This is a genomic window from Pseudoalteromonas sp. SR43-2 (assembly GCF_014163885.1).
Lineage (GTDB): Bacteria > Pseudomonadota > Gammaproteobacteria > Enterobacterales > Alteromonadaceae > Pseudoalteromonas > Pseudoalteromonas distincta.
On sequence record NZ_JACJED010000004.1, the window covers coordinates 1 to 17297 of the forward strand.

General features: G+C 37.9%; 15 protein-coding genes and 1 pseudogene. 4 read left to right on the forward strand and 12 right to left on the reverse strand.

What is annotated here, in order from left to right:
* A pseudogene (locus H5120_RS04260) lies at window positions 1-489 on the reverse strand (glutamate--cysteine ligase); the annotation flags it as partial.
* Between the two features lie 587 nt (window positions 490-1076).
* Here H5120_RS04260 and H5120_RS04265 point away from each other — a divergent pair.
* Window positions 1077-2624, forward strand: coding sequence for a PAS domain-containing methyl-accepting chemotaxis protein (locus tag H5120_RS04265; RefSeq protein WP_182673706.1), 1548 nt, complete (start codon window positions 1077-1079; stop codon window positions 2622-2624).
* A 52-nt stretch (window positions 2625-2676) separates the two neighbouring features.
* Here the strand turns inward: H5120_RS04265 and clpB are convergent, their stop codons facing one another.
* From clpB to rluD, 3 genes are all read right to left on the reverse strand, one after another.
* A complete protein-coding gene (gene clpB, locus H5120_RS04270; RefSeq protein WP_002962207.1) occupies window positions 2677-5253 on the reverse strand; it encodes an ATP-dependent chaperone ClpB in 2577 nt (858 codons plus the stop codon).
* 96 nt (window positions 5254-5349) lie between these two features.
* Window positions 5350-6081: a peptidoglycan editing factor PgeF gene (pgeF, locus tag H5120_RS04275; RefSeq protein ID WP_182670901.1), complete on the reverse strand. Its 732-nt coding sequence runs from the start codon at window positions 6079-6081 to the stop codon at window positions 5350-5352.
* Window positions 6081-7058 carry a 23S rRNA pseudouridine(1911/1915/1917) synthase RluD gene (gene rluD, locus H5120_RS04280; protein WP_149594281.1) on the reverse strand — a complete coding sequence of 326 codons (978 nt, stop codon included), beginning with the start codon at window positions 7056-7058 and terminating at the stop codon, window positions 6081-6083. The genes pgeF and rluD overlap by 1 nt, the downstream gene beginning before the upstream one ends.
* A gap of 141 nt (window positions 7059-7199) precedes the next feature.
* Here rluD and H5120_RS04285 point away from each other — a divergent pair, with 141 nt between their 5' ends.
* Window positions 7200-7964, forward strand: coding sequence for an outer membrane protein assembly factor BamD (locus tag H5120_RS04285; protein WP_002962210.1), 765 nt, complete (start codon window positions 7200-7202; stop codon window positions 7962-7964).
* Window positions 7965-8022: 58 nt separating this feature from the next.
* On the opposite strand, the gene glnB is transcribed toward H5120_RS04285, so the two are convergent.
* On the reverse strand, window positions 8023-8361 hold the full coding sequence (glnB, locus tag H5120_RS04290) for a nitrogen regulatory protein P-II (RefSeq protein ID WP_182673707.1): 339 nt from the start codon (window positions 8359-8361) through the stop codon (window positions 8023-8025).
* 160 nt (window positions 8362-8521) lie between these two features.
* Between glnB and H5120_RS04295 the strand changes: the two genes are divergently transcribed.
* On the forward strand, window positions 8522-9073 hold the full coding sequence (locus H5120_RS04295) for a GspH/FimT family pseudopilin (protein WP_182670900.1): 552 nt from the start codon (window positions 8522-8524) through the stop codon (window positions 9071-9073).
* A gap of 79 nt (window positions 9074-9152) precedes the next feature.
* A complete protein-coding gene (locus H5120_RS04300) occupies window positions 9153-9683 on the forward strand; it encodes a GspH/FimT family pseudopilin (protein ID WP_182673708.1) in 531 nt (176 codons plus the stop codon).
* A 9-nt stretch (window positions 9684-9692) separates the two neighbouring features.
* On the opposite strand, the gene H5120_RS04305 is transcribed toward H5120_RS04300, so the two are convergent.
* The 7 genes from H5120_RS04305 to H5120_RS04335 form a co-directional block, all read right to left on the reverse strand.
* Entirely contained in the window at window positions 9693-10109 is a 417-nt protein-coding gene (locus H5120_RS04305) for a type IV pilin protein (protein WP_182673709.1), read from the reverse strand.
* Between the two features lie 9 nt (window positions 10110-10118).
* Window positions 10119-13301, reverse strand: a complete 3183-nt coding sequence (locus H5120_RS04310) for a pilus assembly protein (RefSeq protein ID WP_182673710.1) — start codon at window positions 13299-13301, stop codon at window positions 10119-10121.
* A gap of 1 nt (window position 13302) precedes the next feature.
* A complete protein-coding gene (locus tag H5120_RS04315; RefSeq protein ID WP_182670896.1) occupies window positions 13303-13806 on the reverse strand; it encodes a pilus assembly protein PilX in 504 nt (167 codons plus the stop codon).
* Window positions 13794-14789: a PilW family protein gene (locus H5120_RS04320; RefSeq protein ID WP_182670895.1), complete on the reverse strand. Its 996-nt coding sequence runs from the start codon at window positions 14787-14789 to the stop codon at window positions 13794-13796. Before H5120_RS04320 ends, H5120_RS04315 begins: the two co-directional genes overlap by 13 nt.
* Window position 14790: 1 nt before the next feature.
* Window positions 14791-15351 (reverse strand): type IV pilus modification protein PilV, encoded by a 561-nt coding sequence (gene pilV, locus H5120_RS04325; protein WP_182670894.1) that lies wholly within the window; start codon window positions 15349-15351, stop codon window positions 14791-14793.
* A 185-nt stretch (window positions 15352-15536) separates the two neighbouring features.
* Entirely contained in the window at window positions 15537-16238 is a 702-nt protein-coding gene (locus H5120_RS04330) for a LytTR family DNA-binding domain-containing protein (RefSeq protein WP_182673711.1), read from the reverse strand.
* Window positions 16235-17269, reverse strand: coding sequence for a sensor histidine kinase (locus H5120_RS04335; protein ID WP_182673712.1), 1035 nt, complete (start codon window positions 17267-17269; stop codon window positions 16235-16237). The genes H5120_RS04330 and H5120_RS04335 overlap by 4 nt, the downstream gene beginning before the upstream one ends.
* Between the last annotated feature and the right edge of the window lie 28 nt (window positions 17270-17297).

The window sequence follows — 17297 nt, forward strand, 5'->3', positions numbered from 1 at the left end:
CCAAAGCGTATCTGGAAATGAAATATTAAAGTGAACGCCTGCAATTGCTTGCATCATACTACCGTAGCGATTTTTTAATCCTTCACGGTATAGTGTTTTCATTTTGCCTGTATTAGAACTACCAAATTGAGCTAAAACAATATCATCTTGATGCTCAATAAAGAACGGCATACTGATAGGCCAAAGCAGTTCATCGTCCATCTTTTCTAGAGTGAACTTTTGAAGGTCTTTTAATTGTTTAAGAGTTTGCGTTGACGACTCACTAACTGGAGTAATAAATTCAAGTAAAGATTCAGAAAAATCAGTTGTGATATGGCCATTAGTTAACGCACTGCCCACCCCTTTTGGATGGCCTTTAGGTGATATAGCACCATTCTCTTGTATTCTTAGTGACTCTCGCTCTATGCCACGTTTAATGCCTTTAACTGCATGTTGGTGCTCATCTACTGATAACGCTTCAAGTGCGTTAGCTAAATCATGTGTTGTCAAAAAATCTTTCCTCGGGCCACGTGGCTTAATCATAAGGTTATGGGGGCTAATTACTTAGACTCAAGATGAATACCAATTTTATTGAAAATATGATCATTATATCGCGTTAAATAACGCCCTCACTGCGTTAAAAATTATTCATATAGAACAACTATATGTCATAATTTTCGCCTTGTTATTGTGCTATTTTCTTAGCGCTATAATAGATCACTTATTTAATGCAACTGGTATAAATTGCTAAGAACTATATAACTTTCAAATTTAATAATTATTTCCCCACTTTATACATGCGCTTAATATGACCAACATCATTATATTAAGTCGTAATATTGCCATTGCTATGTGCATTATACAAATGCTTTAAATACGTATTTAATTATAAATCAAATAAGTAAAATATCAGCCTATAGTAATAGACCGGAACTTATACAAAATCAGTTCAATTTAGCTGCCTGGTATTTAAACTTGATCTAGATCAATAAATACAATCATTTGTCTTATGAGCATAGACGGAAAGACGCTATTTTTTGCTTTGTAGTGTGTAAGCAATATAATGACTGCAACAATAAAGGATGATAATAAACACAATGCACAATGATAAAAGCTTAAAAAATGAAGAAGTATACTTTGATGAATCACAAGAGCTGGTTTCTACTACTGACCTTAAAGGTGTAATAACATACGTCAATCAAGCGTTTTGTGCTGTTGCAGGATATAGCGCACAAGAGCTTATTGGTCAGCATCATAATATTGTTCGTCACCCTGATATGCCAAAAACAGCCTTTAAAGAAATGTGGGCAACATTAAAACAAGAACACTCGTGGCGCGGTATGGTTAAAAACCGCTGTAAAGATGGCCGCTATTACTGGGTAGATGCCTTTGTAACCCCCATTTTTGAACGTGGCCGACTTGTTGGTTATCAATCTGTAAGAACCAAAGCAAACTCTCAACTTAAGCAACGTGCACAAACACTTTACAACAAAATAAATACCAACAAATCATTATTTAAACTGCGAGAACACACCGCAATAAGGCAAAGCATTACTTTTATATGCTTGTTATTTTGGCTGATTTTTATTGCTGTTGCGGCATCAATCACCATTGCTGCAATTAGCCTATTTATTTGTGCCTTAGTTATTGTGCTAAATTATGACGAACTCATTGTTACCCCTAAAATATTACGCGAACAAAAAGCAAAAGCCGATTCAGTCTCTCGCTATATTTACAGCGGCTACACACCGCACAGTGTAAGTGATTATAGAGAGCAAATGCTAAGCGCAAAACTACGCACGGTTCTTGGTCGTATGAAAGACTCAACATTAAGCTTTAATGGCATCGCGACTGATTTAGACAAACAATCAACACTCACCGAAGAAGGCATTTCTTCACAAGGGGAGCGTTTAGAGCAAATTGCATCAGCGATGACCCAAATGAGCTCTACCATTGGTGAAATATCAGTAAATACAGCTCAAACAGCTGATAAAGTGAATAACACCCATCAAAGTTGCTCAGAGATAAAAGACCACATTGCAGATAATAGTAAAATGGTATCTGACTTAGCTTCTCAAGTAGAACAAGCAGCAAATACAGCCACCAGCTTAGCCTCTGAAGCAGATAAAATTGGTAAGGTAATGAGTGAAATAGAGGGAATTGCCGATCAAACTAACTTACTTGCTCTTAATGCAGCGATTGAAGCAGCTAGAGCAGGAGAACATGGTCGAGGCTTTGCAGTAGTCGCCGATGAGGTAAGGACTCTTTCGTCACGCACTCAAAATGCTACGACGCAAATCCATAGTTCTATTAAAGAAATACAAGACACTTTATTTAGCTGGTCCAAAGTAATGCAAAGCACTAAAGAACAAGCCGATAACTGTGTTTTGACAACCGATAAAACCCAAGTTGAGTTAGAGGGTATTTTTATCCAAATCAGTGAAATATCTCACTTGGCAATACAAATATCATCCGCTGCAGAAGAGCAACAAATGGTTAGTAACGATATTAGTAATAATGTTTCGCAAATTAAAGGCTTCGGTGATAACAACTTAAGTTTAAGCTTTAATGTGGCAAAAGGTGCTGCTGAACTTGTTGAAGGTTCACGTAAGGTGAGCGATTTATTACTAACTTTTAAAGTTTAACAAAAATAAAAAAGCCGCTATTTTAGCGGCTTTAGAGTTTAATTATTTACAATCAGCGTTTGGTAAATACCAAAGAGTCGTCATTTGCATCAATAACAATCACGCTACCTGGTATGTAGTCCCCATTAAGTAGCTTTTGTGCTAGCGGATTTTCAATCGTTTGCTGAATAGCACGCTTAAGCGGGCGTGCACCGTAGACAGGATCAAACCCACTTGCTGCAATTCGCTCAAGTGCAGCATCGCTTATTTCAAGCAGATACCCCATCTCTGTTAAACGCTCACGTAATTTCATTAACTGAATATCGGCTATTTCTTTTATATGCTCGTTTGCTAACGGGTGGAATACAACAGTCTCGTCAATACGGTTAATAAATTCAGGTCTAAACTCATTAATCAATACTTCCATTACTTTAGCTTTAAGGGTCGTATAGTCATTATTACCCGCTTGTTCTTGGATAATATCTGAGCCTAAATTTGATGTCATGATAATAACAGTATTTTTAAAATCAACAGTTCTACCTTGTCCGTCAGTTAATCGGCCATCATCTAACACTTGCAGTAAAATGTTAAACACATCTGGGTGTGCTTTTTCTATTTCATCAAGCAATATAACTGAGTAAGGTTTACGACGAACAGCTTCTGTTAAATAACCGCCCTCTTCATAACCCACATAACCTGGAGGTGCGCCCACTAGGCGGGCAACTGAGTGCTTTTCCATAAACTCAGACATGTCGATACGCACCATGGCATCTTCGGTATCAAACATAAAACCAGCCAGTGCTTTTGTAAGCTCGGTTTTACCCACACCTGTTGGACCTAAAAACAAGAAAGAACCAATTGGGCGATTAGGATCTGCAAGTCCTGCACGTGAGCGTCTTATTGCGTTAGCAACAGCAACGACCGCTTCATCTTGCCCTATTACTTTACTGTGTAACTTATCTTCCATTTGCAGCAGCTTTTCACGCTCACCTTGTAGCATTCTTGCAACAGGAATACCTGTCCAGCGAGATAAAATTTCAGCAATTTCATCCTCACCTACTTGGTTTTTAAGCAGAGTCATTTCTTGCATTTCGGCTTGTGAGGCTAAATCAAGTTTTCGTTCAAGCTCTGGAATTCGCCCATATTGCAGTTCTGACATACGCTGTAAATCACTTGCTCTTCGCGCTACATCTAAATCTAATCTTGCTTGTTCAAGCTCGGCTTTAATTACTTGTGTACCTTGAAGCGATGCTTTTTCAGCATTCCAAATTTCGTCTAGCTCACGATATTGCCCATCAAGGTCGGTGATCAACTCTTGCATTTCGGTGCGACGCTTTTGACTCGCCTCATCTTTTTCTTTAGCAAGTGCATTATCTTCTAATTTTAATTGGATAATACGACGCTCAAGCTTGTCTAACGACTCTGGTTTTGAATCAATTTGTAATCGAATTGAAGAACCCGCTTCGTCTATTAAATCAATTGCTTTATCTGGTAACTGACGATCGCTAATGTAACGGTGAGATAACTGCGCCGCAGCAACAATCGCGGGATCAGTAATTTCTACTGAATGATGTAGCTCATATCGCTCTTTTAAGCCACGCAATATTGCAATGGTATCTTCAACCGACGGCTCTTCAATGAGTACCTTTTGGAATCGACGCTCAAGTGCTGCGTCTTTCTCTATATATTTACGGTATTCATCAAGCGTGGTTGCGCCAACACAGTGTAACTCACCGCGTGCTAAAGCAGGTTTTAGCATATTACCCGCATCCATTGCGCCATCACTTTTGCCTGCACCCACAATAGTGTGTATTTCATCAATAAATAAAATGACTTGGCCTTCTTCTTTAGCCAATTCGTTTAACACTGATTTTAAACGCTCTTCAAATTCACCGCGATATTTAGCGCCCGCAACTAGTGCTCCTAAATCAAGCGATAAAACACGCTTGTTTTTTAATCCTTCAGGTACTTCACCATTAATAATACGCTGTGCTAAACCTTCTGCTATTGCTGTTTTACCAACACCTGGCTCACCGATTAATACAGGGTTATTTTTAGTACGGCGTTGTAGTACTTGAATCGTGCGGCGAATTTCGTCATCACGACCAATAACAGGGTCAAGCTTACCTTGCTCTGCTCGCTCAGTTAGATCAATCGTGTACTTTTCAAGCGCTTGGCGTGTTTCTTCGGCATTTGGGTCATCAACTTTTTGACCACCACGAATCGCTTTAATTGCGGTTTCAATTTTAGTGGAGGTAATATTTAACGATCTGAATATATCGCCAAGTGGACCTTTATCGTCGCATGCTGCCAGTACAAACAATTCACTTGAAATGTATTTGTCTTTGCGTTTTTGTGCATACTTGTCACATAGGTTAATAAGTGAAGCCATATTATTTGATAGCTGTACGTCGCCACCTACGCCTTCTACTTTAAATAGTTTTTCTATTTCTTGAGAAAGCTTGGTGTTAAGTTCATCTGCGCTAACCCCCGTTTGTGCAAATAACGCGCGCACACTGGAGCCGCTTTGCTGCAGTAATGAATACATTAAATGTACGGGTTCAATAAATTGATGATCGCGGCCAAGGGCTAGCGATTGCGCATCAGAAAGCGCAGATTGAAATTTACTTGTAAATCTATCTAAACGCATGGTGTTACCTATTAAATAATCTAATTGCTTAATTAATGGGTATGTTTAGGTGTTTGTTCAAGGTATAGAGAGAAATATAATAGCTAAAGGTGCTAATTACTTGCGCCAGATCAAACTTGCCATGCGTCCGGTTTGTCCATCTCGCCGGTAAGAAAAAAATAAGTCACTTTGAGAGACTGTACAATAGTCGCCGCCTGTAATATTTTTAACGCCTTGCTGGGTAAGTAAAGTACGCGCAATGCCATAAATATCAGCAAGATATTTGCCATTAGCTTGTGGTGTAAATGCTTGAACAAATGAAGAAGACCTTTTTTGAAATAACTCAAGCACTTCAGCCCCAACCTCAAATTGAGTTGGCCCAATTGCAGGCCCTAGCCAAGCATTTATATTTTCATACTTTGAGCTAAAACATTCTAAAGTATTTTTAATAATTCCCTGCTCAAGCCCTCGCCAGCCACCATGTATAGCTGCAACTTCATTCTCATCATCACTCACTAATAAAATAGGTAAGCAATCGGCAGTCATTATAGCCAAAGGTTGGTTTAATAACTGAGTATAAAGCGCATCAGCATTATGTAACTTTTTAGAGTCAAAATATTCATCAACAATAACAACATCAGAGCTATGAACTTGATTTAGCCACACGGCAGGTTTAGGTAAGAGTTTGGTTAATAGTGAGCGGTTTTTTGATACATCACTTTTATTATCACCAACATGGTATCCCAAATTAAAACTTTTAAATGGGGTTTTTGAAACACCACCTCCACAAGTAGTACTTAACGTTCCTACTTTATGAAGGTTTTGCCATGTCGCTGACAATAAGTGCATTATCTATCGATATCAGGATTAGCTTTAGTATCTTCACGTAGTGCATGTGTCATAGCAACCATATCGTCAGGGATAGGAGCTTGCCATGTCATCATTTCACCGGTGATTGGGTGCGCAATACTTAATTTTACAGCATGCAGTGCTTGGCGTCTAAAGCTACGGAGTAACTCAAATAACTCAGGTGTTGCACCTTTAGGTGGACGCGGACGGCCGCCATAAGATTGATCGCCAATTAGCGGATGATTTAAATGTGCCATATGCACACGAATTTGGTGAGTACGACCTGTTTCTAAACGCAAACGTAAACGAGTATGAGCACGGAATTTTTCAGCAACACGGTAATGTGTAATTGCCGGCTTACCCATTTCATGTACGGCCATATGCGTACGCTGCGTAGGATGGCGGCCAATTGCTTTTTCAACCATACCACCAGCAGTCATGGTGCCATTACACAGTGCTTCATATTCACGAGTGAAATTTTCGCGCTTTTGTAGTGCTTTTACCAAATGCGTTTGGGCCTGAATCGTTTTAGCTACAACCATTAAACCGGTCGTGTCTTTATCTAAACGATGCACAATACCTGCGCGAGGCACGTTAATTATTTCAGGGTAGTAATGTAGCAATGCGTTTAGCACTGTTCCATTAGGGTTACCCGCACCAGGATGAACCACTAGGCCCATTGGTTTATTAATTACCAAAATATCATCGTCTTCATAAACAATGTTTAATTTGATATCTTGTGCTTCGTATTCGCGTGGTGCTTCAATTGTTGTTTCAACACTTACAACTTCACCACCTAGTAGTTTTTCGCGTGGAGTGTTGAAAATTTCACCGTCTACAGTGATTTTATCATCCAAAATCCACGTTTTTATACGAGAACGTGAATAATCAGGGAACAATTGTGCTAATACTTGGTCTAGACGTTTACCACCTAATTCGGTTGGAACGTCGGCTTGAAGAGAAATTTGCTCTGACATTAGTAACTTTACCCAATTTACCAGTGCAAGCTTTGCTCGACTGGGTTAGAATCGCTTTTAATAAAAGCATAATATAATACGCATAGTTTACTCGGTTTTACCGACTTGGCCTAGCCGAAGACATCGAAGGTAACAAATAAAATGATAAATAAAATAGGGAAACGTGCATTTGCCATTGTTTTTTCAGTTTCTGTACTTAGTTTAGGCGCTTGTTCGTCTGCTCCAGACCAAGAAGACATTCAACGTGTACCGAATAAGTCTGCACACGCTTTATATGAAGATGCAAAAGAAACGCTAGATTCTGGTTTATATGCTCGTGCAATTGAACTTTTGAGTGCAATAGACTCTCGCTACCCATTTGGCCCATTCTCTAAGCAAGTACAAATGGACTTAGTCTATGCACATTATCAATCAGGTAATACTGAACAAGCACTTGCAACCATTGACCGCTTTATTCGCTTAAACCCAAATCATAAAGATTTAGACTACATGTATTACATGCGTGGTTTAGTAAACATTAAAGCAGATAAAAATGCGTTCCAAGAGTACTTTGGTGTAGATAGAGCCGACCGTGATGCTAACCGTACTCGTGTTGCATTTACTGATTTATCTACATTAGTAAAACGTTTTCCTAAAAGTGATTACGCGCCTGAAGCTAAGCGTCGTTTAGTTTGGCTTTTAAACCGTATGGCACGTTATGAATTAAAAGTAGCAACTTACTATTACGAACGTGAAGCTTATTTAGCTGCTGCTAATAGAGGTAAGTTTGTTGTTGAGCATTATTCACAAAGCAGTTACTTAGATCCCGCGCTTGAAATGATGGAGAAAAGTTACGACCAATTAGGTTTAACTGAGCTTAGTGAACACGCAAAGCAAACACGAAAACTAAATAAAAGAACTAAATAAAAGCACTAAATAAAAAAGGCGCTTACTAAGCGCCTTTTTACTACATAGAAAAACAAGCTTAAATCGCTTCTTCATCTTCCTCTGCAGTACGAATACGTATTACACGCTCAACATCTGTGATAAATATTTTACCATCACCGATTTTTCCTGTTTGCGCCGTTTTTACAATAACTTCAATTGCACGGTCTACATCTTCATCAGTCAATACAATATCAAGTTTTACTTTAGGTAAAAAATCGACCATATACTCTGCGCCACGATATAGCTCTGTGTGACCTTTTTGACGTCCAAAGCCTTTAACTTCGCTTACCGTCATCCCCGTAATACCTACATCAGACAACGCTTCACGCACATCATCTAACTTAAAAGGTTTAATAATTGCTTCTATTTTTTTCATATTGATTACTTTTGAAAGCTCCAGTTGCCTCGATTTTAGACAATCATGGTGTTCATAGCAAACAAAGCAATTGAATTACGGTGATAAAACAACCGATCATGGTATAATTTATTATATAAAAATAGCTATACTTAAATGACTAGCAGTAAATGAGATTAATATGAAAAACAAACAAAACGGGTTCACCCTTTTAGAACTCATGGTAACCGTTGCTATCGTTGGCATTATTGCATCAATTGCGATTTGGAATAGCAGCGATATGCTAGAAGAAAATAGAGCTGAGAATTTTTTGTTGGAATTAAAAAGAAATATTAGCTACGCACGCTCTCAAGCAGCGAGTACAGATGAAATAGTCGTTATATGCGCCGCGCAGCATGGTGAAGTAAAAAATCAAAATGATACAATGCAATGTCGTAATCGATGGGACAGAAATAAAATTATCATTGTATTCATTGATGGTGATAATAGTGGTCAATACAACAGCTCTACAGACTCTTTACTACGTGTCATGGAAAAAATAAGCCTTAATGACAAAATAAAATATACTGGTAATGATAGGAGATTACGATTTAATACCAGTGGTCGAATAACAACGAAACCCGGTGATTTTGTATTTTGTCCTAATAATGGCAGTGAAAATAATAAAGCTTTAACAGTATCTCAATCTGGTACTTCTTTTTATACTGGTGATACAGCTCAGACTTGCGGTTAAAAAACATACAAATTCATCTTGTCATATTTGTATCATTTACTAGACTCAGTTAATCATTTATTAACTCAGGTCTTCAAGGATGAGATTATCAATATCAAAAAACAAGGGAGTGACACTTCTTGAATTAATGGTATCGATGGCTGTTGTCAGTATTATCAGTCAATTGTCGATGTGGTTTTATCCAGATTTCTTGGCTAAAAACCGATTAGATAACCATGTGAATCTGCTACACCGAAATATAAATTATGGCCGCCTTTACGCAATTGAAAATGGGACTTACGTCACACTTTGCGCACTAAAAGGCAGTCAATGTACAAAGGACGAGTGGGATGGTCAAATGTCACTCTTTATCGACAAAGATAAATCAACGACTCTAGATGATGATGAGTTACTCTTAAGCACTTTCGAGGATGTTCATGACGCTGATACTTTAGAGTATCCGCGCAACGCCATTACGTTTCGTCCAGATGGTTCTTTAAATGGTTTTCAAAATGGGACTTTTATATATTGTCCCAATAGCAATAAAGCCAATCTCGAAGGATTGGCTTTATCTGTAAGCCAAACGGGTAGAATTCGCATCAAATCAACTGATAAGTGTCAGAAGAAGTAATCTAGGCTATTATCGACCCCAACAATAATCAATATCAGAGTTACCTTTACTTCCTTTTGCACCTTTAAGACCTGTGTCAGTAATTGTAAGCTCTTTACAGTCATTATCCCCCTTTACAGGACCATCTATAGGCTTAGCTGTAATAGTGAAGGTATTGCTATCGACTACCTTTATAGATAGCTCAAAGTGACCATTTTCGGTCTTACTTTGCAATCCTAAATCAGTAAATGTCTCTGTATATTCCCTATTATCGACAAAATACTGCTCCTCCTTATTTGCAGCATCTAGCAATGCTGCAGCCGCTTCAGCGCGCGAAGCACGCTTTACATATTCTGTATAATTGGGCAATGCAATTGAAGCAAGTATGCCTACAATTGCAACCGCTATCATCAGCTCAATTAAGGTAAACCCATGTTGTTTCTTCATTTAATTTCCTTAATTATTAACTTCGTCATTTTCTTCACGTTTATAGATATATGTTTGTTGGGTTTTGAAGCCAAACCCTACTGCATTGTCATTAACCAATACAACTTTACCATCGACAACAGTTAAACCAGGACCTTTTATTTCTACAGGTTTCATTGGATTTTCCGCATTTTCACCTTTAATACCAGGGCCAATTAAATAAAACTGACTTTCTTGTATTACGTCAACTGTTGGGTCGTCATCACATTTACCATCGCCATTACCATCTACACATGAAGCGCCTTCACCAAAGTATAACTGAGGTGTATCTGGTACATCATAGCTGGTTGTAAATTTAAGGTCGTCATACACTTTAGTACCGTAATGTAAGTGAAAAGCGTATAAAGAACCACCACCACCACTTAATGAACATTGGTTTTCAGTCGATGTATCTGATGCAGGTGTGAAACTTGTAAAATAAGCAACACCGCCAACAACTGTAGCAGCAGCTAGTGATTTTTCACCCGTTCCTAACTCATATCTCCAGCCATTAAATTTAGCCAAGCCGACTTCTAAGTCAACAAAATCATCAACGTCATCTAGAGCATTACCAAATGGGTCTGAATTCATTTGCATCAAATCAGCAGGTACAATAGTATCTGGTGCATTCGTTTTATACGATTTAGTAACTGTATTTTCATCTCTGATCATAAACAGTTGATCTTTCTCATTGGTACCGGTTGGTTTTGAGCGGTTACCACTACCAATAACTATTGCATCATACGGCGTATCTAAGCGTGTTATAACAGTACTACCATCAATTGTTGTCTCGCTTACTTTACTATAAATAGTTCGTGCAACGAGTGGTTTGTAAAAAAAGCGTCGGTCTTCAGTTGCTTTATTACTGCCAAGTTCAGCTAATTTAAAGTGACTAAATTCGCTAGTACTAGTGCCTGGCATATCTATACGCCAAATATCTCCACCAGTATCTGCCGCATAAATTCGGTCTATATACCCATCATAATCCGAGTCAAGCGTGGTAACATCTGCAGCAATGCTATGCTTACCTTTAAAGCCATTAATATCGGGTGTTAATGCCCATACTCTTTTACCTGTTTCGGCTTCAACAATATAGATACCTCGCCCTATATTATCCTCACTACGAATAGCTGCATCTTTATTTGTATCGTATCCAGCACCAAAAATTAATAAAGGCTTATCACCAAATGCTTTAATATAGGCTATTTGTGGCTTTGACCATGTTTGCGCAAGCTCTTTAAAATCGCCTTTTCCGCCCTCTATTGGTGCGTCCCATAATTTTTTTGGTATGTTTGGGTTTGTTATATCAAGTCCGTAATAATTTTTACCACCGCGACGCATTCCTGCAAAAGCCCACACTCTATCGTCGCCACTCGCATCAATAATACCGTCGTTTAAACCATCACTATTTAAGTTTTTATTATCAAAATAAATACTAATAGGGCCATCCATACCATATACTTTCGTATCGGCCTGATTTTTACGTAGAGGTTCAATAATGTCGTATAAAGCAGACGGTATAAATGCCCAACTTTCACTTACGCTATCATCAGAATCCTTGAACATATGCAAAAAGCCTGCATTTGTTCCTATTAAAACTCGAATATCATCATTACCATAATCGATTGCGACAGGTTTAGAATGCAGAGGATCACCAAAAATATCTTGACGCTGGTCAACGTTAGACCCATCAGCATCATCATCATCAACATCAACACCCATCGCCCATTTAATATCATCGCTCGATAAGCTCAGAGGATTATTATTGACTAAATTAAGAATATCACTGACAACTGAGGTATTAAAATTTACTATTGCTCCCTGATTGTCAGTGTATAAATTACGGCTATCTGAATCTAATGTAGTTAAATGAAGATTTACACCACCTTGTGCAACTAAGTTACCATCAGCTGGCTCCCCGCTTGGCAACCAAAATGTTTCTGCATTTTCGTCAATCAAGCCATTTTCATCAAGTGCCGATAATCCTTTTGAGTCAACAATTTGACTCCCTGATACTTTCAGCTTTTTTAGGTTTCCACGCCAACGAGCACCTGTTTCTGGGTAAAACATGGCAAAATAAACAGCATCTCGACTACGAGTTTGATCTACATTATTACTTGCAACTGAAGGTGATGAAAAACTATCATTTACTTCTCTGATTCTTGAAATCGTATTTTTTAATGCCTCTGATAAAGCCTCTGAAGTTCGCGCCTCTAAGTACTGCCCTCCACCAACCGATGCCGCTTTCTCTAGTAAGTCAATACCGCCATCACTCATTCCTGTGCCAAAGCCAATGGTAAAAACTCTACCCGTATCTAGCACATCGCTTGTCTCAGAGTATAAATCTACTTTTGTATTATTTGTTCCATGTATTATTTTTGATAGAGCAACTAAATAGCTATTAGAATAATCACCACTCACAAAAGGGATTGAATCATTAAATAAATTATTATGTACACTTTTAATCTGATCATCACGACCATCATCGTTAGTGGGATCTCCATCAGTCATCAAAATAATATTAATTGAGTTATCGCACCTAAGAGGATCTCCTGACTCCTTTTTAAATGGTGACTTATAAGTTCCATTAGCATCAGCTGCTTTATCTCTATTGTTAATACCATAACCATAGTAAAGACTTTGCCCAGTAATATATCTATACGCCTCCCATAAGGTTTCTGTTAAGGGAGTTGCTCCACTTGCAGGCAAATCATCAATTTCATTAAGTAAGGTATTTTTGTTAGAACCAAGCCTTGCTAATACATAGCCACCTGAACTTTCTCTAAATCTCATTAAACCAAAATCAATATCATCATTATCAGTAACTAGTTGGCTAACGGCGTTTTTTGCTACTAATAATCGGCTATCTTCACAAATAGCTTGTGCATATCCATTTACAGACTTGTAACACTGCTGTGTATAATTAAAGTAAGTCTGACTTTTAAAACAATCAGATTCATAGAACTGTCCATTTTGATAACGACGATAACACCTGCCTCCATCTACAACATCCCAAGCCATACTTCCTGAAGTATCAAATATCATTAACACTCTTGGATTTTCGTCTGTCTCTACATCATGATTTACATAAAGCTCAATATCCTCTGCAAATACCGACATACTTATTGTTAAGCCAAGCAAAGAGGCTAACACTTTGTTTAATTTAAATTTCATCTTAAATCCCCTTGCTTACGCTGGCCATTTCTTGTGCTATACCTGTAACAATAGTTAGTTCATGCTTACTTTTAGAACCATATTCTATCGTAGTGGCGACCTGTAACATATTGCACGATATACCTGCTGTAAAATTAAAGCGTCGAGGGCATTCTAAATCTAGCTCCCCCTTGTTCAGGTTAGTCATTTTGCTTTGCATATCTGCATGATTTGCAATCACCATACCTTTGTCATCACCATCCGCGATTGCAGTTACTTCATCGGGAGTCAGGAAGAAATGATTATCAGCGCCTTGATTTGCCTCATCAGAGATCATGCGTTGCACTTCACCAATGAGTTCATTTTCGGCTACTTCGCGCTCTTGTGCTGCATTGGTAATTTTAATATCAATACTACTACTGCTCATAAGTGTCACAGCAATACCGGTCACTGCAATAACCATTATTAAAGCTGTAATTAGAACTACACCTTGCTGTTTTTTTTGTAATTGTTTTAAATACGCCATAAATTTGATCCAACATTATTTAATCGAATAGTCGTGGTAAACACTGTGCGTCTGAAACTATCGGTAAATTTCAATTCACGCTTGTCTTCATCTTCACCTAATGTGTAAGTTTGGTTTTTAATTTTAACTCCTGGGTCTGGCTGCAATGCGCGTATTAATAAAAAAACCTGAACAGTTAAAATACCTTTACGATTTTCCCAATCTGTATGCTTCATATCTTGAATACTTCGGTAGGTATCTACGCGATTATCACTGTTAGTATCAAGACCAAAAACAAACCGCATATTCTCAACACCTTCCATAATAGTTTCTGTGTTGATATTTCCACCAACAAGGCGCTTTCTCATTAATGCAGGTACAGTTAAATTCTTATTATTAACTTTATAAGTTTGTTCTGATAGATAATAAACATGATGGCTATAAGGCCAAACAGTTGCATTAACATTAAGAGAAGCAGCGTTAACCGTTCCACGGAAAAATTGAGCTTTCTCTTGCTCAGCTACAAAGTAGTTTTCATCGGCCTGAGTCTCATTAGTTACTGCATTAACTGTTAAACTCTTGCCTTGTAAAAATTTTAATTGAATAATGTCAGTGCTTTTAATCGGATTATTTAGACAGTTAAGCTCTTTTGATTCGCCTGCAACCTTTGCGTAAATAGTTCTAAAATTACTAGCTGTAGCAAAATCAGGGAAACTCCCATTATTTAATCCTTCAAAGCAGTCTGTTCCAGGGTTTGCTAGTGTATCTGTGTTTATTGCGGTGAACGAATCGTCATAATAAGTTCCCCAAAAGCCAATTTGTTCAATATCACGTTGCATAATGTTAATTGCAAGGCGCCCTGATTCTTGAAGCTCACCAATAGTCATCGTATCTTTAGTGGTTACTTTCATTCCTATATAGGTAAACATAACGCCACCTAGTATTAATCCACCAATAAATAATGAAATCATCATTTCTACAAGTGTAAAACCTTTTTGCTTCATGTTAGCTCCTAAGGTAAATATAACTAGTTAAAACAACTAAGCGGCGCTTTTTGTCAGCCGTTCCACACTTTATAGCGCCAGTAGCATCATTTGCATTGAACTCTTGTCGACCTTGCCACGAAACAATTACTTCTAAATTAAATGCTTTACCACCCGAACCAGCAACTGCGGTAGGTGCAATACATACGGTAGCACCATCTAAAGTTCCCGTATTTTCTCGAGCTCTTATAGCTCTTTTCCACTGCTCAAGATCTAACGCCGCAACTTGCGCTGCGCTACAAGTGTTTGTAAAGCACGCCTGCGAGGTTGTAGTAGCAGTTTCACTATCAAATGTCTGTGTGTACAGTCCGGCTATTTGCGGGGTATCGTTAGCACGGATACGCTGCACAATATCATTACCAAGTGCAACTGCAGCAGCACGCTGCATAGAATCAAAGCTTGCTTGCTTTGCTTTTGCTTGCAAAGCAACTGCGCCTAGAAGGCCAAAACTAAGAATAATAAATGCAATTAGCACTTCAATCAGAGTGAAGCCTCTTTGCACTTTTATGTGAGGTGATTGCATAATAAAACCAAATAAAAATTATCTGATTATAAGTTTATGTTATTTATTTGAGGAATCAATGAGGACTAAGACAAGCGGTTATATTTGTTGATAAACGGTTAATTAAATCTGTTTATTCAATAACACCGTTGATAATTAAAGCTCAAATGTATTTAAATCAGGGGGGAGTTAATTGCAAGGTAAGCCTAAAGCGAATTTTTAACTAATTTAAGCTCACGGCGGCTCACTGGCAATAGCTCACTGCCCCCTTGTAGCTCAATCATATGATTGCCATTCGCTTTTGAATGCAAAGCAATTACTTTTTGTTTATTAACCAATGTATTGCGATGAATTCGCAAAATATGTGTAGGATATTGTAACTCTAATTGTTTTAGACTTTGTTCAAGTAAAGCTTCTCCACCACAGAATATCATTTTGGTATACTTTTCTTCGGCACTAAAATACAAAACATCATTTATATCAACACTGCGTAGAGTACCAGCGAGCTGATAAGAGATTTTTGCATTTTGTTGTTTTTGAATATGTACTTTATTTAAGCGCCCAACTTGCTTAAGCACCTTTTGCAATGATTGCTCTGAAATAGGTTTAACTAAATAGCCTGCAGCGCTTAATTGTAAAGCATCGAAGGCATGCTCAGGGTGAGCAGTTATAAAAACAATAGCAGGAGGTAGAGTTAAACTATTGAGCTCATTAGCAACTTGCAAACCATTCATACCAGGCATATCAACATCTAAAAAAATCAGATCCGGCGTTTGCTTTTTAGCAAGTACTAGGGCTTCATTTCCATTACTTGCCTCGCCTTGTACAACTATACTTTTATCATGAGCCAACAAACGAATTAAGCGCGATCTCGCAAGAGGTTCATCATCTACAATGAGTACGTTCATACACTACCCTCAATAAGCTTAGGGATCACGACCTTGACCCTAAACACATCATTTTTATTAGTAATTGTTAGCTGCGCTTTATTTTTATAATAAATATTTAATCGCTGGCGGATATTTTCAAGCGCCATGCCGTTATTAGGCCTAGTTTGAGCATTAGAAATTGTTACAGGGTTAGAAACAATCATGGTTATATAGCCGGTAGTTATATGTAGCTCTACTTTTATTTCTGCACCATGCTCACTTGTTTCAACGCCGTGGCATACTGCATTTTCAATTAATGGCTGCAGGATTAAACAAGGAATGCTCAATGCAGGTAGTTCATTAGGTATTTGCCAATTAACTCTTAAGCGATTACCGAAACGCCATGTTTCAAGTGCTATATATTGCTTACTCAGCGTTATTTCATCGTCAAGAGATACATTTTTTCCTGAGTGCATTGCAGCCTGCGATAAGGCGGCTAATGCTAAAATAGCCTGCTCTGCCGCATCGGCATCATGATGAGTAAGCTCTGCAGCAGTGTTTAAACTATTATATAAAAAATGAGGACGTATTCTAGCTTGCAAGGCATCAAGCTCAGCTCGAGAAAGCGCTTTAGTTTGCTGCTCTTTTTCAAAATGAATTAATAAAAATTGGACGAATAAAGCCGCCAGCAAAGCCACTATAATGCAATTGCGAAGTGTGAAATAAATTAAGTTATCTGTATCATCTATATCAAAAGCAAAATGGGAAAATAAAATACTAAAAATGCACGTAGATAATAAAAAAAAGATAAAAAACAAACCTAACTGAAAAGCTTGAGTACGGTTTTGTAAAAAAAAACGACAAAAGTATAAAGAAGAGGTACCGACTAAAACAATTAAATGCATAAACAAACTAATGATCCCAAGTCGAAGCCAAATATCGCCTTCTACATTGGGTGCAAAGGCTAAAACAATAGCAATAACTTGAGAAACAATAAGCGAAGCTAGTACGCCTCGCTCATTAAAAAGAGCCGAAAAAAGCAAACCATCATCTTTTAGTGACTTGCTCATAACGACTCTCCTATAATCTAAATTTTAA

Bases quoted from the DNA above. Each gene is read 5' to 3' on its own strand.
- H5120_RS04265 (WP_182673706.1), top strand. From the start codon at position 1,077: ATGCACAATGATAAAAGCTTAAAAAATGAAGAAGTATACTTTGATGAA.
- clpB (WP_002962207.1), bottom strand. From the start codon at position 5,253: ATGCGTTTAGATAGATTTACAAGTAAATTTCAATCTGCGCTTTCTGAT.
- pgeF (WP_182670901.1), bottom strand. From the start codon at position 6,081: ATGCACTTATTGTCAGCGACATGGCAAAACCTTCATAAAGTAGGAACG.
- rluD (WP_149594281.1), bottom strand. From the start codon at position 7,058: ATGTCAGAGCAAATTTCTCTTCAAGCCGACGTTCCAACCGAATTAGGT.
- H5120_RS04285 (WP_002962210.1), top strand. From the start codon at position 7,200: ATGATAAATAAAATAGGGAAACGTGCATTTGCCATTGTTTTTTCAGTT.
- glnB (WP_182673707.1), bottom strand. From the start codon at position 8,361: ATGAAAAAAATAGAAGCAATTATTAAACCTTTTAAGTTAGATGATGTG.
- H5120_RS04295 (WP_182670900.1), top strand. From the start codon at position 8,522: ATGAAAAACAAACAAAACGGGTTCACCCTTTTAGAACTCATGGTAACC.
- H5120_RS04300 (WP_182673708.1), top strand. From the start codon at position 9,153: ATGAGATTATCAATATCAAAAAACAAGGGAGTGACACTTCTTGAATTA.
- H5120_RS04305 (WP_182673709.1), bottom strand. From the start codon at position 10,109: ATGAAGAAACAACATGGGTTTACCTTAATTGAGCTGATGATAGCGGTT.
- H5120_RS04310 (WP_182673710.1), bottom strand. From the start codon at position 13,301: ATGAAATTTAAATTAAACAAAGTGTTAGCCTCTTTGCTTGGCTTAACA.
- H5120_RS04315 (WP_182670896.1), bottom strand. From the start codon at position 13,806: ATGGCGTATTTAAAACAATTACAAAAAAAACAGCAAGGTGTAGTTCTA.
- H5120_RS04320 (WP_182670895.1), bottom strand. From the start codon at position 14,789: ATGAAGCAAAAAGGTTTTACACTTGTAGAAATGATGATTTCATTATTT.
- pilV (WP_182670894.1), bottom strand. From the start codon at position 15,351: ATGCAATCACCTCACATAAAAGTGCAAAGAGGCTTCACTCTGATTGAA.
- H5120_RS04330 (WP_182673711.1), bottom strand. From the start codon at position 16,238: ATGAACGTACTCATTGTAGATGATGAACCTCTTGCGAGATCGCGCTTA.
- H5120_RS04335 (WP_182673712.1), bottom strand. From the start codon at position 17,269: ATGAGCAAGTCACTAAAAGATGATGGTTTGCTTTTTTCGGCTCTTTTT.